This is a genomic window from Streptomyces sp. DSM 106670, from assembly GCF_055792845.1.
The window spans coordinates 1,106,377-1,119,971 of record NZ_CM147704.1 but is presented as its reverse complement, the minus strand read 5'-3'; the positions used below and the strand labels follow the sequence as shown (position 1 = coordinate 1,119,971).

Genomic DNA, 13,595 nt, shown 5'->3' with positions numbered 1-13,595 from the left:
TGTATGGTTCAACCCGTTCCCGGGCGATTAGCTCAGTGGGAGAGCGCTTCGTTCACACCGAAGAGGTCACTGGTTCGAACCCAGTATCGCCCACCGGGGAAAGCCGGTCCGCAAGCATCACGCGGACCGGCTTTCGCATGTCCGGGCCCTCGAACCCCTCACGCCGCCGCGGGCAGTTCCGGGCGCAGCGGCCAGGACGGGTCCACCGCCTCCGGCGTCCCGCTCTTGGCGAACCACGCCTCCAGGCCACGCGCCTGGGCCGCGTGCCAGGTCGCCTGGAGGGTGTGCAGCTCGGCCGGCGACAGCCGCTCCATCCGGGCCGAGAAGCGCCGGCACACCGCCCGCACCAGCTCCAGCGACGCGGTCGCGTCGGCCGCCGCGTCATGGGCCCCGTCGAGCACCACCTCGTACCGCGCGCACAGATCCGTGAGCGTACGGCGGCCCTTGCGGTAGCGGTCCAGGTGTTTGTCCAGCACCCTCGGGTCCACCACCCGCATCGGCACGCCGTCGAGATACCCGGCCAGCGACGACGCCCGGTGCCGCCTCAACTCCCGGTCCAGCAGCGTCAGATCGAAGGGGGCGTTCATCACGACCAGCGGCCGGCCCGTCGCACAGCTCTCCGCCAGCGAACGGGCTATCTCGTCCATCACCGGCGCGGGCCAACGCCCGTTGCGCTGAAGGTGATCGTCCGTCAGTCCGTGGATCTCGGTCGCCCCGGGCGGGACCGGAACCCCCGGATTGACCAGCCAGCGGGTGACGCGGACGCGACCGCCCGCGGTGTCCTGCGCGACGAGAGCGGCCGAAACGATCCGGTCCTGCTCGACGTCCACGCCTGTCGTCTCCGTGTCAAAAGCGGCCAGTGGCCCCTCGAACCAGTGCATCATCCCCGAACTCCTCGCACCTGCGCGGCAGATGGAGTGATTCCCCTGCCCGATATCGGTGATACCCGGGCTGTTTGCCTGATACGCCGTTTGCGGGCGGTCCGATGCGGTGACAACACAGTTGAGACGTACGGAAGTTATCTCCGGCGTCCGTCGATCCGCCCAGCCCACGACACCCGCCGGCAGGCCACCTGCCATCGATCGGCACGCCCGGAAGGCACACGGAGCCATGGCGCTCGCGCAGCCCGACCCCGGAGGAACCGCCCGCGCCGAGGCCTTCGGGCCCCGGCTGCCGCAGCAGCTCGACGCGCCGCTGCGCGGCTCCCTCGCCACCACCGCCTGCATGGAGACCCTTCAGGTGGGCTATCTGCACGCCGTCGCGGCGGCGGCCGGATGCTCGCTGTCCCAGCCCTTCCCCGACAACGGCATCGACTGGCACGTCAGCCACGGCGCCCCGGCCCACACCGTCGACGACGAAGTGACCATCAAGGTGCAGCTCAAGTGCACCTACCAGATACCGCCGCACCCGGCGGGCGGGGCGTTCTCCTTCACGCTCGACAACGCCCACCTCGTGAAGCTCGCCCGCAGCCCCGTGTCGGTGCACAAGATCCTGGTCGTGATGATCGTGCCGCGCAGCCAGGACGACTGGCTGCGCGCCGGGCCCGGCGGCCTCGACCTGCGCCACTGCTGCTACTGGACCAACCTGGCCGGCCACGCGGTGACGGGCCGGTACCGGACCACTGTGCGCATCCCGACCTCGCGGATCTTCGACGACCGCGCACTCTGCGACATCATGGCCCGGGTCGGGGCCGGAGGGAGACCCTGATGCACCGGTCGATGGACGAGTCCACGGGCGGGGCGGGACTGCCCGCCGCCCGCTCGCACCCCACCGCCCGCACCGGCCCGCCGCCGGTCTCCGGGGCGGAGCTGCCCGATCCCGCCGTCCTCGGGGCGCTCCTGCGCCGGCACGGCTGGCAGCGGCGCGGGGGAGCGGCGGGCCGCTACGGCCGGTGGACCCCGCCCGGGTCCGCCGCCGGGGCGACGAGCCTGCTGGTGCCCGAGAGCGCGGCCTTCCCCGACAGCGGGGAGCTGATCGAGGAGGCGCTGCTCGCCCTCGGCCGCAGCGCCGACCCCTCCGCCCGCGACGTCCTGGTCTCCCTCACCGTGCCCAGCGACGAGATCCGCTGGTGGCGCGAGGTCCCCGAGTCGGTGGCGGCGGCCGCGGGCGCATCGGGCTGGACCGAGGCGGAGGAGCTGCGCTCGGCCGCCCGGCAGGTCCTCATGGCCGGTGCGCTGGCGGCCCGCGGCCGGGCCGGGTACCACGGGGCCCGGCACCGCAGGAAGGCGCGGGCCGCCCTGGACGACGCCCTGATCGGGCCCGGAGCCGACGGCCGGACCCTCACCGCGTACGTCCCCGTCGCCTCCGGCCGCGCCGTCGCCGTCCGGCTCTGCCACGCCCTGCACGCCACCCGCGAGGCGGTGGACTACCAGCGGGCCACCGGCGGCATGGAGGCCTTCGACAGCGCGGTCGAGGCAGGCGTCGGCCGGGAGCTGACCGAGGCGCTGATCGCCCTGGTGCGCGGCACCGAGGGGGCCGGGATCGATCTGCGGTGGGCGCCCGCCGCGGGCACCCCGGACGGCTGCCCGGCCCGCCCCGCGCCCGTCGAGTTCTCGCCGGGCGACCTGCCCGCCCTGCGCGCCGCCGGAGCCCGCTACCTCCGCGACGAGCCGGCCGTGCAGGTGCGGCTGACCGGCGCGGTGGTCCGGCTGCGCCGCTCCGGGCCGCGCGGCGCCGGGATCGTACGGCTGCGGGTGCTGGCCGGGGCCGAGGTCGCGCACGTCCGCGTGGAGCTGGACGAGGAGGCGTACCGCATCGCGGGCCACGCCCACCTCGTGGGGCTGCCGCTGCGGGTGGAGGGGCGGCTGGAGAACCGGGGCGGCTTCCGGCGGCTCACCGGGGCCTCGCAGGTCGCGCCCGTCCAGGTCGACGAGGCGGAGCGGGACCGGCTGATGAAGGCGCTCCAGGAGAACGTGGACTTCTTCGAGGAGGCGTGCGCGGGGGAGGAGCCGTAGCCCGGCCGGAAGGCGTTCGCGTCGGGGGCGTACGGCTCGGTACGATTCGCATTGTCTAGTCAATAGGAAGACAGACAACCCCCTCAGTCAGGAGAGACCGGTGTCAGACGTCCGTGTGATCATCCAACGCGATTCCGAGCGGGAAGAGCACGTGGTGACGACGGGCACGACGGCCGGCGAGCTCTTCCCCGGTCAGCGCACCGTCGTCGCCGCGCGCATCGGCGGCGAGCTGAAGGACCTGTCCTACGTCCTCCAGGACGGCGAGAGCGTCGAGCCGGTGGAGATCTCCTCCGAGGACGGCCTCAACATCCTGCGCCACTCCACCGCGCATGTCATGGCCCAGGCCGTGCAGGAGCTCTTCCCCGAGGCCAAGCTCGGCATCGGCCCGCCGGTCAAGGACGGCTTCTACTACGACTTCGACGTCGAGAAGCCGTTCACGCCCGAGGACCTCAAGGCCATCGAGAAGAAGATGCAGGAGATCCAGAAGCGGGGCCAGAAGTTCTCCCGCCGCGTGGTCTCCGACGAGGACGCCCGCGAGGAGCTCGCGAACGAGCCGTACAAGCTGGAGCTCATCGGCATCAAGGGCTCCGCCTCCTCGGACGACGGCGCGGACGTCGAGGTGGGCGGCGGCGAGCTGACCATCTACGACAACCTCGACCCCAAGACCGGTGACCTGTGCTGGAAGGACCTCTGTCGCGGTCCGCACCTGCCCACCACCCGGTTCATCCCGGCGTTCAAGCTGATGCGCAACGCCGCCGCGTACTGGCGCGGCAGCGAGAAGAACCCGATGCTCCAGCGCATCTACGGCACCGCCTGGCCCACCAAGGACGAGCTGAAGGCGCACCTGGAGTTCCTGGAGGAGGCCGCCAAGCGCGACCACCGCAAGCTCGGCAACGAGCTGGACCTCTTCTCCTTCCCCGACGAGATCGGCCCCGGCCTCGCGGTCTTCCACCCCAAGGGCGGCGTCATCCGCCGGGCCATGGAGGACTACTCGCGCCGCCGGCACGAGGAGGAGGGCTACGAGTTCGTCTACTCGCCGCACGCCACCAAGGGCAAGCTCTTCGAGAAGTCCGGCCACCTGGACTGGTACGCCGACGGCATGTACCCGCCCATGCAGCTCGACGACGGGGTGGACTACTACCTCAAGCCGATGAACTGCCCGATGCACAACCTGATCTTCGACGCGCGCGGCCGCTCCTACCGTGAACTGCCGCTGCGCCTCTTCGAGTTCGGCACGGTGTATCGCTACGAGAAGTCGGGCGTCGTGCACGGCCTGACCCGCTCGCGCGGCTTCACGCAGGACGACGCGCACATCTACTGCACCAAGGAGCAGATGGCGGAGGAGCTCGACCGCACGCTCACCTTCGTGCTGAACCTGCTCCGCGACTACGGGCTGACCGACTTCTACCTGGAGCTCTCCACCAAGGACCCGGAGAAGTACGTCGGCTCCGACGAGACCTGGGAAGAGGCCACCGAGACGCTCCGTCAGGTCGCCGAGAAGCAGGGGCTGCCCCTGGTCCCGGACCCGGGCGGCGCCGCGTTCTACGGTCCGAAGATCTCCGTGCAGTGCAAGGACGCCATCGGCCGCACCTGGCAGATGTCGACCGTGCAGCTCGACTTCAACCTGCCGGAGCGCTTCGACCTGGAGTACACCGGCCCGGACGGCTCGAAGCAGCGCCCGGTCATGATCCACCGTGCCCTGTTCGGCTCCATCGAGCGCTTCTTCGCCGTGCTCCTGGAGCACTACGCGGGCGCGTTCCCGGTCTGGCTCGCCCCGGTCCAGGCCGTCGGCATCCCGATCGGCGACGCCCACATCCCGTACCTCCAGGAGTTCGCCGCCAAGGCGCGCAAGCAGGGGCTGCGGGTGGACGTGGACGCGTCCTCGGACCGGATGCAGAAGAAGATCCGCAACCAGCAGAAGGCCAAGGTGCCCTTCATGATCATCGCTGGTGACGAGGACATGGCCAACGGCGCCGTCTCCTTCCGCTACCGCGACGGTTCGCAGGAGAACGGCATCCCGGTCGACGAGGCCATCGCCAAGATCGCGAAGGCCGTCGAGGACCGCGTACAGGTCTGATCCGTACGGCAGAGGCTCGATCCTTACGACAGAAACGGCCCCCGGAGCGCTAACCCCGCTCCGGGGGCCGTTTCTCGTCCTCCCGCGCGAACACCTGGATCAGCCACGACGAGAACGACCCCGTCACCGCGCCGAGCAGCGCCAGACCGCAGGCCATCAGCCCCGCCGCGACCACCCGCCCCCAGAACGTGACCGGGGTGGCGTCCCCGTAACCGACCGTCGTGAGCGTCGCGCACGCCCACCACACCGCGTCGCCGAACGTACGGATGGAGGCGCCGGGGGCCCGGTGCTCCAGGTGGTAGACCGCGAGCGAGGCGGCGAAGCCGAGCAGGCCGACGGTCATGCCCGCGTACGCCATCACCCGCGCGTACAGGTTCAGCCGCGGCCGGTCGTGGCGGCGCTGCACCGCCTGGTAGACCTGCACCATGCGCAGCGGGCGCAGCAGCGGCAGCAGCAGGACCAGGGTGTCGAGCCAGTGCACACGGGCGAAGCGCGAGCCCAGGCCGCTGAGCCGCAGCCGCGTCACGTAGTCGACGAGGAAGAGCAGCCAGGTCGACCAGACGAGGGTCAGCGCGATGTCGTGCCACGGCTGGGCGTCGTGCGGGGCCAGCACCCGGACCGCGTACCCCGTCAGGAAGAGCAGCCCCGCGGCGAAGAGCGGAACCTCCGTGCGCTGCTCCCAGCGCGTCAGCCGGGCGGGCGCCTCGGGGGCGGGTCGGTCGCTCATCGCCTCAGCATCGCGGGCGGGCGGGCGCGGCGGCCCCGGCGACACGCTCCGCCGGGGTGACGCAATATGCTGATCGGCATGACGAGTGAGCCGGAGCAGCAGATCGGCGTGGGGACGCCCGACGCGTTTCAGCGTCTGTGGACGCCTCATCGGATGGCGTACATCCAGGGTCAGGACAAGCCGACCGGCCCGGGTGCCGAGGACGGCTGTCCGTTCTGTTCGATTCCCGCGAAATCCGACGAGGACGGGCTCGTCGTGGCCCGCGGGGAGCACGTCTACGCGGTGCTGAACCTCTACCCGTACAACGGCGGCCACCTCATGGTCGTCCCCTACCGTCATGTGGCCGACTACACCGAGCTGGACGGGCCGGAGACCGCGGAGCTGGCGGACTTCACCAAGCGGGCGATGGTCGCGCTGCGGGCGGCCTCCGGGGCGCACGGCTTCAACATCGGCATGAACCAGGGCTCGGTGGCCGGCGCCGGGATCGCCGCGCATCTGCACCAGCACCTGGTGCCGCGCTGGGGCGGCGACACCAACTTCATGCCGGTCATCGGACACACCAAGGTGCTGCCCCAGCTGCTGGGCGACACCCGGGCGATGCTGGCCGAGGCCTGGCCCGCCGCCGTCTAGTACGTCGAAAGGAGAGGGCCCCCGCCTCGGTGGGGGCCCTTTTCCGTACGACGCCGTGCCTACGCGTCGTAGACGTCGGCCTTGCGCGGGGCCGGGTCCTGGACGAGGCCGCTCAGTATCATCGAGCGGTTGTCGAAGCGCTCCGTGTCGACGCCGTTCTCCGCGAGGACGCGCATCGCCGCCGTATGGACGGCCCGCAGCACCGGGGTGGCGGCCCGCATCGCCGTCCGCCATGAAGCGGTGGTTCCACGGCTTGGCCGCCCACGCGTGCCGCAGCCCGAACGGCTCGGGCAGCACTATCTTCCCGCCCAGGTAGTCCAGCAGCGGCGGATACCAGGTGAGCGGGGCCCGCAGGGCGAGCCGGACGACCTCCTTGGCGTCCACCAGGGCCAGCTGGATGTCCCGGGTCTCCCAGAAGCGGACCGTCTTGTTGACCGTCTTCGTCTTCGCGGCCGGTTTGGTCAGGAACAGACCGTGCACGGGCCCGAGCGCATGGCCGGTGACCTCGATGCGCAGGGTCTCGTGGAGCACGGTGACCGTGATCATCATGGTGATCACCAGCTGGCCGTCCCACAGGGTGAACTGGACGCCCAGATAGTGCCGGTCACCGCTGCCGAACTGCTGGTGGTTGCAGATCCGCTGTATCTCGTGCGGCTTCACCTGGAAGGTGGCGACGTCCTCCCCCTCGGGGCGCGTGACCGAGTCGGCGTTCTCCCCGATGGGCGAGACGATCCAGTGCTTCACGGACGGCTTCGGGAAGCCGCCGGTGTTCAGCGGCCCGCGCTCCAGCATCTTCAGCTGGTCGTGGATGATCCGGATCAGGTCCCAGCTGCGGAACTGGTGGATCTCCTTCGTCGGGTCCTTGGGGATCAGCTCCTCCGCCAGCTGCCAGCTGCCCCAGCGGGTGCCCATGCCGAGGACGCCCTTGGGGCCGGCGTAGAACACGGAGTTCGACTGCTGCTCGGCCGACAGCTTCTCCAGGCCCTGGCGCAGGGCCTCGCGCGCGGTCTCGTTGGGGTTCTTCGGCACCGCCTCGGGGATCTTCGCGATCACGCCGGTGCCGGAGAGCAGGCCTTCCCAGCGGGCTCGCAGGTCCTTGGCCGAGGTCTCCGCGATCCGCTTGGCGAGCAGCCAGCCGATCACCGGGGCGACGAGCGCGCCCCGGACGTAGAGCGCGAGCAGCCCGTCCAGCGGGAGGCTGACCATCAGGACCAGCGCGCCGATCCCGAAGGCGGCCAGCAGCACCGTGCCGACCGCGCGGAACGCCGTGTCCTTGGACTTGTTGAGCGCGTCCCGGATCCGGAAGGCGATCACCCAGGCCAGCATGCCGGGCAGGAACAGGATGCCGAACACCACGGTCACCAGGGTGAGCCGGGTGTCCCGGGCCTTGCGCAGGTTGTTCGCCGACAGACAGTGCTCCACCACGGTCTGCGGGTCCGTGCCGAAGGACTGGATCAGCGCCTTGCGGGCGCCGCCGAGCATGCGTTCCTGGACGGCACGGGCGAACGCCTCACCGAGATTCGGTTTGAAGTAGTCGGACTTGAAGAGCTTGGAGGAGCCCGGCTTCACTTCCGATTTGTGCCACTCGCTGTTGGCGTCGAGGATCGTCTCCACCGGACTGTCCCGATACGCCGCCGAGGCCAGGGCGTTGGTCGCCACGGTCTGGCCGCCCGAGCCCTGGATCGGGATCTGGGCCCCGGGTGAGAAGTCGAATCCGTCGTTGGCCACCTGTCGCCCCCACTCGCCGCACGTCTGCTCCTGCGGTGTGCCCAACTACCGTACGCGGCATACCTTCTGAGCTGCGACCACAGCGTATCGTCCGGATCACACCACCACCGGTCACCGGCGGGTACGCGGACGGTGTGTGCGACAGTGCGCCGGTCACGCGCCGGGTGACCCGTCCGCCCGCTCGGCGCGGACCCGGTCGGCGAGCTGCGGCGGCATCGCCTCGTGCCGGGCGTACGTACGGTCGAAGCGGCCGGTGCCGTGCGACAGGGAGCGCAGGTCCACCGCGTACCGGCCGACCTCGATCTCCGGCACCTCGGCCCGTACGAGGGTGCGCCCGCCCGGACTCTGTTCGGTGCCCACGACCCGGCCCCGCCGCCCCGACAGATCGCTCATCACCGGGCCCACGTAGTCGTCCGGAACCAGGACGCTCACCTCACAGACCGGCTCCAGGAGCTGGATACGGGTGTCGGACGCGGCCTCCCGCAGCGCGAGCGCCCCGGCGGTCTGGAAGGCGGCGTCCGAGGAGTCCACCGAGTGCGCCTTGCCGTCCAGCAGCGTGACCCGCACGTCGACCAGCGGATGCCCGGCGGCCAGCCCCCGGGCGGCCTGGGCCCGGACGCCCTTCTCCACCGAGCCGATGAACTGACGCGGCACCGAACCGCCGACCACCTTGTCGACGAACTCGATGCCGGAGCCCGGCGGCAGCGGCTCCACCTCGATCTCGCAGATCGCGAACTGCCCGTGCCCGCCCGACTGCTTGACGTGCCGTCCGCGCCCGGCCGCCCGGCCCGCGAACGTCTCGCGCAGCGGCACCCGGTGCGGCTCGGCGTCGACCTGGACGCCGTACCGGCTGCGCAGCCGCTCCAGCGCGACCTCCTGATGGGCCTCGCCCAGGCACCACAGGACGACCTGACCGGTGTCCGGGTTCTGTTCCAGGCGCAGCGTGGGGTCCTCGGCGACCAGCCGGGCCAGGCCCTGCGACAGCTTGTCCTCGTCCGCCTTGCCGTGCGCCCGTACGGCCAGCGGGAGCAGCGGGTCGGGCGTCGTCCAGGGCTCGATCAGGACCGGGTCGCCGGCCGGGGAGAGCGTGTCGCCGGTCTCCGCCTCGCCGAGCCGGGCCACACACGCCAGATCGCCCGCGACGCACCGGTCCAGGGCGTGCTGCCGGCGGCCGAACGGCGAGCTGAGCGCCCCGACCCGGATCTCCGCCTCGTGGCAGGGGCGCGGCGCGTGGCCCGTCGCGGTCAGACCGTGGCCGCACAGATGCACGGCGTCGTCGGGCCGCAGGGTGCCGGAGAAGACGCGGACCAGCGAGACCCGGCCCACGTACGGGTCGGAGGCCGTCTTGACGACCTCGGCGACCAGCGGGCCCCCGGGATCACAGACCGGCGCGGGCTGCGGTGTGCCCGAGGGAGTGGTGACGGCGGGCGGGGTGCGCTCCAGCGGGGTCGGGAAGCCGCGGGTGATCAGCTCCAGCAGCTCCACGGTGCCGATGCCCTGGCGGGCGCCCTCGGCCGCCGGAGCCGCGGTGAGGACCGGGTGGAAGGAGCCCCGGGCCACGGCTCGTTCCAGATCGCCGATCAGCGTCGCGACGTCGATGTCCTCGCCGTCGAGATAGCGGTCCATCAGGGACTCGTCCTCGCTCTCGGCGATGATCCCCTCGATCAGCCGCTCCCGGGCCTCCCGCAGCGGCTCCTCCTGGCCGGGCGCGGGCGGCAGCTCGGCGCGCTCGCCCGAGGAGTAGTCGAGGATCCGCCGGCTCAACAGCCCGGTCAGCCCGGTGAGCGGGGCGTGCCCGTCGGCGCCCTCGGGGCCGAGCACCGGCAGGTACAGCGGCAGTACGGCGTCGGGGTCGTCGCCCCCGAAGGCCTCGGCGCAGATCCGGTTCATCTCCCGGTAGGAGGTGCGGGCGGTGTCCAGATGCGTCACGACGATCGCCCGCGGCATGCCGACGAGCGCGCACTCCTCCCAGGCGGCCCGGGTGGTCGCGGCCACGGACGAGGCGTCCTGGGCCGCCGAGACGACGAAGAGGGCCGCGTCCGCCGCGCGCAGACCGGCCCGCAGCTCGCCGACGAAGTCCGCGTAACCGGGGGTGTCCAGCAGATTGATCTTGCAGCCGTCCCAGGCCACCGGAACCAGTGAGAGCTGTACGGAACGCCGTCGGCGCTGCTCGATCTCGTCGTAGTCGGAGACGGTCGCCCCGTCCTCGACCCGCCCGGCCCGGTTCACGGCCCCCGCCGTCAGGGCCAGCGCCTCGACCAGCGTGGTCTTGCCCGAACCGCTGGGGCCGACCAGCACCACGTTCCGTACGGCGGCGGGGTGGTCGGCCGTCGGTACTCCTCCGGCGGCTCCGGAATGTGCGTGTGCCTTGTCGCCCATGATGCGTGCCTCCCGGTCGATGGCGCGGTGCGGGGGAGGGCGACCGCGCGCGGAGCAGCGGTGGTCACGGGCACGGGGAGGCCGCCGCGGCGGCTTCGGCGACGCCCGCGGTCCTTCGAGCTTGGCACCGGAGCGGGGCCCCGTCCATACGTCGCGCAGCGGCGCCGCGGGGCCGGGCGGGGGCCGGTGTGACACCCGGCGGCGGGTGCCCGTCCGGTGCGGGGCACCGGTGGTGACTACGATGGGCCAGCCGGTGGCCGTAGGGGTCCTCCGGCGAACCGAACCCTCGGGAAGGCCATGCTGAACAAGTACGCGCGTGCATTCTTCACGCGTGTCCTCACACCGTTCGCCGCTCTGCTGCTCCGCCTCGGGGTCAGCCCCGACGCGGTCACTCTCATCGGCACGGCCGGAGTGATGGCAGGTGCGCTGGTCTTTTTCCCGATGGGGGAGTTCTTCTGGGGCACGATCGTCATCACGATCTTCGTCTTCTCCGACCTCGTCGACGGCAACATGGCGCGGCAGGCCGGGATCTCCAGCCGGTGGGGCGCGTTCCTCGACTCGACGCTGGACCGGGTCGCCGACGGGGCGATCTTCGCCGGCTTCGCCCTCTGGTACGCGGGCAGCGGTGACGACAACATCCTGTGCGCCGTCGCGATCTTCTGCCTGGCCAGCGGCCAGGTGGTCTCGTACACCAAGGCGCGCGGCGAGTCGATCGGCCTGCCGGTCGCGGTCAACGGCCTCGTGGAGCGCGCCGAGCGCCTGGTCATCTCGCTGGTCGCCGCCGGTCTCGCCGGACTGCACACGTTCGGCGTCCCCGGTATCGACGTCCTGCTGCCGATCGCGCTGTGGATCGTCGCCGCGGGCAGCCTCGTGACGCTGATCCAGCGCGTGGTGACCGTACGCCGCGAATCCGCCGAGGCGGACGCCGCGGAGGCCGCCGCCGGTCCGGCGGGAGCGGACGCCGCCGGGCGGGGGAGCGAGGCCGACCGGTGAGCGCCGGAGCGTCCGGTCTGAAGGGCCGGATCACCGACGGGCTGTACGGACTGGGCTGGAGCGCCGTCAAGAAGCTGCCCGAGCCCGCCGCCGCCCGCCTCTTCCGCACCATCGCGGACCAGACGTGGAAGCGGCGCGGCAAGAGCGTGCTGCGCCTGGAGTCGAACCTCGCCCGGGTCGTCCCCGACGCGGGCCCGGAGCGGCTGGCCGAGCTGTCCCGGGCCGGGATGCGCTCCTACATGCGCTACTGGATGGAGTCCTTCCGGCTGCCGACCTGGACGCCGGAGCGCATCAAGGCGAGCATCGACGTCAAGGACGCCCACCATCTGACCGAGGGCCTGGACGCCGGGAACGGCGTGATCATCGCCCTGCCGCACCTGGGTAACTGGGACCTCGCGGGCGCCTGGGTCACCACCGACCTCAAGGTCCCCTTCACCACCGTCGCCGAACGGCTGGAGCCCGCCACGCTCTACGACCGGTTCGTCGCCTACCGCGAGGGCCTGGGCATGGAGGTCCTGCCGCACAGCGGCGGCACCGCCTTCGGCACCCTGGCCCGGCGGCTGCGCGCGGGCGGCCTGATCTGCCTGGTGGCCGACCGGGACCTGTCCGCGTCCGGGGTCGAGGTGTCGTTCTTCGGCGCCACCGCCCGGATGCCCGCGGGCCCGGCGCTGCTCGCCCAGCAGACGGGCGCGCTGCTGCTGCCGGTGACCCTCTGGTACGACGGCACGCCGGTGATGGGCGCACGCGTCCACCCGCCGGTCGAGGTGCCGGAGGAGGGGACCCGCGCCGAGAAGACCTCCGCCATGACCCAGGCCCTGGCCGACGCCTTCGCCGGCGGCATCGCCGAGCACCCGGAGGACTGGCACATGCTCCAGCGGCTCTGGCTGGACGACCTGGACCCCCGGGGGGAACCCACGTGAAGATCGGCATCGTCTGCCCGTACTCCTGGGACGTACCGGGCGGCGTGCAGTTCCACATCCGGGATCTCGCCGAGCATCTGATCCGGCTCGGCCACGAGGTCTCCGTGCTGGCCCCCGCCGACGACGAGACACCGCTGCCCCCGTACGTCGTCTCGGCGGGCCGGGCCGTCCCGGTCCCGTACAACGGCTCCGTCGCCCGGCTGAACTTCGGCTTCCTGTCGGCGGCCCGGGTGCGGCGCTGGCTGCACGACGGCACGTTCGACGTGATCCACATCCATGAGCCGACCTCCCCGTCGCTCGGGCTGCTGGCCTGCTGGGCGGCGCAGGGGCCGATCGTGGCCACCTTCCACACCTCCAACCCGCGCTCCCGGGCGATGATCGCCGCGTATCCGATCCTCCAGCCCGCGCTGGAGAAGATCAGCGCGCGGATCGCGGTCAGCGAGTACGCCCGGCGCACGCTGGTCGAACACCTCGGCGGGGACGCCGTCGTCATCCCGAACGGCGTCGACGTCGGCTTCTTCGCCAAGGCCGAGCCGAAGGCCGAATGGCAGGGCCAGACCCTCGGCTTCATCGGCCGCATCGACGAACCCCGCAAGGGCCTGCCCGTCCTGATGAAGGCGCTGCCCGCGATCCTCGCCGCCCGCCCCGAGGCCCGGCTGCTGGTCGCCGGGCGCGGCGACGAGGAGGAGGCGGTGGCCTCGCTGCCGAAGGAACTGCGCGAGCGCGTCGAGTTCCTCGGCATGGTCAGCGACGAGGACAAGGCCCGGCTGCTGCGCAGCGTCGATGTGTACGTGGCCCCGAACACCGGCGGCGAGAGCTTCGGCATCATCCTGGTCGAGGCGCTGTCGGCCGGAGCGCCGGTGCTGGCGAGCGACCTGGACGCCTTCGCCCAGGTCCTGGACCAGGGCGCGGCCGGCGACCTGTTCGCCAACGAGGACGCCGACGCGCTGGCCGCCGCCGCGATCCGGCTGCTGGGCGACCCGGAGCGCCGGAAGGGGCTGCGCGAGCGCGGCGAGGCCCACGTACGGCGCTTCGACTGGGCGACGGTGGGGGCCGACATCCTCGCGGTGTACGAGACGGTGACCGACGGGGCCGCCTCGGTCGCCGCGGACGAACGCTCCGGGCTGCGGGCCCGGTTCGGGCTGGCCCGGGACTGACCGCGCGGGCTCCCGCCGACGCCGGGGCTC

10 protein-coding genes, 1 tRNA gene and 1 pseudogene are annotated in these 13,595 nt (G+C 72.0%); 8 read left to right on the top strand and 4 right to left on the bottom strand.

Annotated elements, in window-relative coordinates:
• Positions 1–21 precede the first annotated feature (21 nt).
• A tRNA-Val gene (locus tag ACSMXR_RS04735) sits at positions 22–93 on the top strand.
• Between the two features lie 65 nt (positions 94–158).
• On the opposite strand, the gene ACSMXR_RS04730 is transcribed toward ACSMXR_RS04735, so the two are convergent.
• Complete coding sequence (locus tag ACSMXR_RS04730; protein WP_137232271.1) at positions 159–884, bottom strand: 3'-5' exonuclease; 726 nt, start codon at positions 882–884, stop codon at positions 159–161.
• Between the two features lie 226 nt (positions 885–1,110).
• Between ACSMXR_RS04730 and ACSMXR_RS04725 the strand changes: the two genes are divergently transcribed.
• The 3 genes from ACSMXR_RS04725 (at position 1,111) to thrS (ending at position 5,031) form a co-directional block, all read left to right on the top strand.
• The gene (locus tag ACSMXR_RS04725) at positions 1,111–1,707 is read left to right on the top strand and encodes a DUF4365 domain-containing protein (protein ID WP_137232272.1); all 597 of its coding nucleotides are present in this window, start codon (positions 1,111–1,113) and stop codon (positions 1,705–1,707) included.
• On the top strand, positions 1,707–2,954 hold the full coding sequence (locus tag ACSMXR_RS04720) for a hypothetical protein (RefSeq protein ID WP_137232273.1): 1,248 nt from the start codon (positions 1,707–1,709) through the stop codon (positions 2,952–2,954). Before ACSMXR_RS04725 ends, ACSMXR_RS04720 begins: the two co-directional genes overlap by 1 nt.
• A 100-nt stretch (positions 2,955–3,054) precedes the next feature.
• Positions 3,055–5,031, top strand: a complete 1,977-nt coding sequence (gene thrS, locus ACSMXR_RS04715; protein WP_103536704.1) for a threonine--tRNA ligase — start codon at positions 3,055–3,057, stop codon at positions 5,029–5,031.
• A gap of 49 nt (positions 5,032–5,080) precedes the next feature.
• Here the strand turns inward: thrS and ACSMXR_RS04710 are convergent, their stop codons facing one another.
• Positions 5,081–5,374, bottom strand: coding sequence for a potassium channel family protein (locus ACSMXR_RS04710; RefSeq protein WP_473172338.1), 294 nt, complete (start codon positions 5,372–5,374; stop codon positions 5,081–5,083).
• 450 nt (positions 5,375–5,824) lie between these two features.
• On the opposite strand from ACSMXR_RS04710, the gene ACSMXR_RS04705 reads away from it, so the two are divergent.
• Positions 5,825–6,388: an HIT family protein gene (locus ACSMXR_RS04705; RefSeq protein ID WP_137232275.1), complete on the top strand. Its 564-nt coding sequence runs from the start codon at positions 5,825–5,827 to the stop codon at positions 6,386–6,388.
• Positions 6,389–6,447: 59 nt separating this feature from the next.
• Here the strand turns inward: ACSMXR_RS04705 and ACSMXR_RS04700 are convergent.
• Positions 6,448–8,116 (bottom strand): annotated as a pseudogene (locus ACSMXR_RS04700) (hypothetical protein).
• Between the two features lie 153 nt (positions 8,117–8,269).
• Positions 8,270–10,495 (bottom strand): elongation factor G-like protein EF-G2, encoded by a 2,226-nt coding sequence (locus ACSMXR_RS04695; RefSeq protein WP_473171294.1) that lies wholly within the window; start codon positions 10,493–10,495, stop codon positions 8,270–8,272.
• A gap of 297 nt (positions 10,496–10,792) precedes the next feature.
• On the opposite strand from ACSMXR_RS04695, the gene pgsA reads away from it, so the two are divergent.
• Genes pgsA through ACSMXR_RS04680 form a run of 3 tightly spaced genes read left to right on the top strand, consistent with a single transcriptional unit; the run spans position 10,793 to position 13,565 of the window.
• The gene (gene pgsA, locus ACSMXR_RS04690) at positions 10,793–11,488 is read left to right on the top strand and encodes a phosphatidylinositol phosphate synthase (RefSeq protein ID WP_086778122.1); all 696 of its coding nucleotides are present in this window, start codon (positions 10,793–10,795) and stop codon (positions 11,486–11,488) included.
• On the top strand, positions 11,485–12,408 hold the full coding sequence (locus ACSMXR_RS04685; protein WP_473171293.1) for a phosphatidylinositol mannoside acyltransferase: 924 nt from the start codon (positions 11,485–11,487) through the stop codon (positions 12,406–12,408). The genes pgsA and ACSMXR_RS04685 overlap by 4 nt, the downstream gene beginning before the upstream one ends.
• Positions 12,405–13,565 carry a glycosyltransferase family 4 protein gene (locus ACSMXR_RS04680; protein WP_359145615.1) on the top strand — a complete coding sequence of 387 codons (1,161 nt, stop codon included), beginning with the start codon at positions 12,405–12,407 and terminating at the stop codon, positions 13,563–13,565. The genes ACSMXR_RS04685 and ACSMXR_RS04680 overlap by 4 nt, the downstream gene beginning before the upstream one ends.
• Positions 13,566–13,595: the final 30 nt, after the last annotated feature.

Excerpts from the sequence above, each read along its gene's own strand:
- pgsA (WP_086778122.1), top strand. The coding sequence starts at position 10,793 with ATGCTGAACAAGTACGCGCGTGCATTCTTCACGCGTGTCCTCACACCG.
- ACSMXR_RS04710 (WP_473172338.1), bottom strand. The coding sequence starts at position 5,374 with ATGACCGTCGGCCTGCTCGGCTTCGCCGCCTCGCTCGCGGTCTACCAC.
- ACSMXR_RS04695 (WP_473171294.1), bottom strand. The coding sequence starts at position 10,495 with ATGGGCGACAAGGCACACGCACATTCCGGAGCCGCCGGAGGAGTACCG.
- ACSMXR_RS04730 (WP_137232271.1), bottom strand. The coding sequence starts at position 884 with ATGATGCACTGGTTCGAGGGGCCACTGGCCGCTTTTGACACGGAGACG.
- ACSMXR_RS04720 (WP_137232273.1), top strand. The coding sequence starts at position 1,707 with ATGCACCGGTCGATGGACGAGTCCACGGGCGGGGCGGGACTGCCCGCC.
- ACSMXR_RS04725 (WP_137232272.1), top strand. The coding sequence starts at position 1,111 with ATGGCGCTCGCGCAGCCCGACCCCGGAGGAACCGCCCGCGCCGAGGCC.
- ACSMXR_RS04705 (WP_137232275.1), top strand. The coding sequence starts at position 5,825 with ATGCTGATCGGCATGACGAGTGAGCCGGAGCAGCAGATCGGCGTGGGG.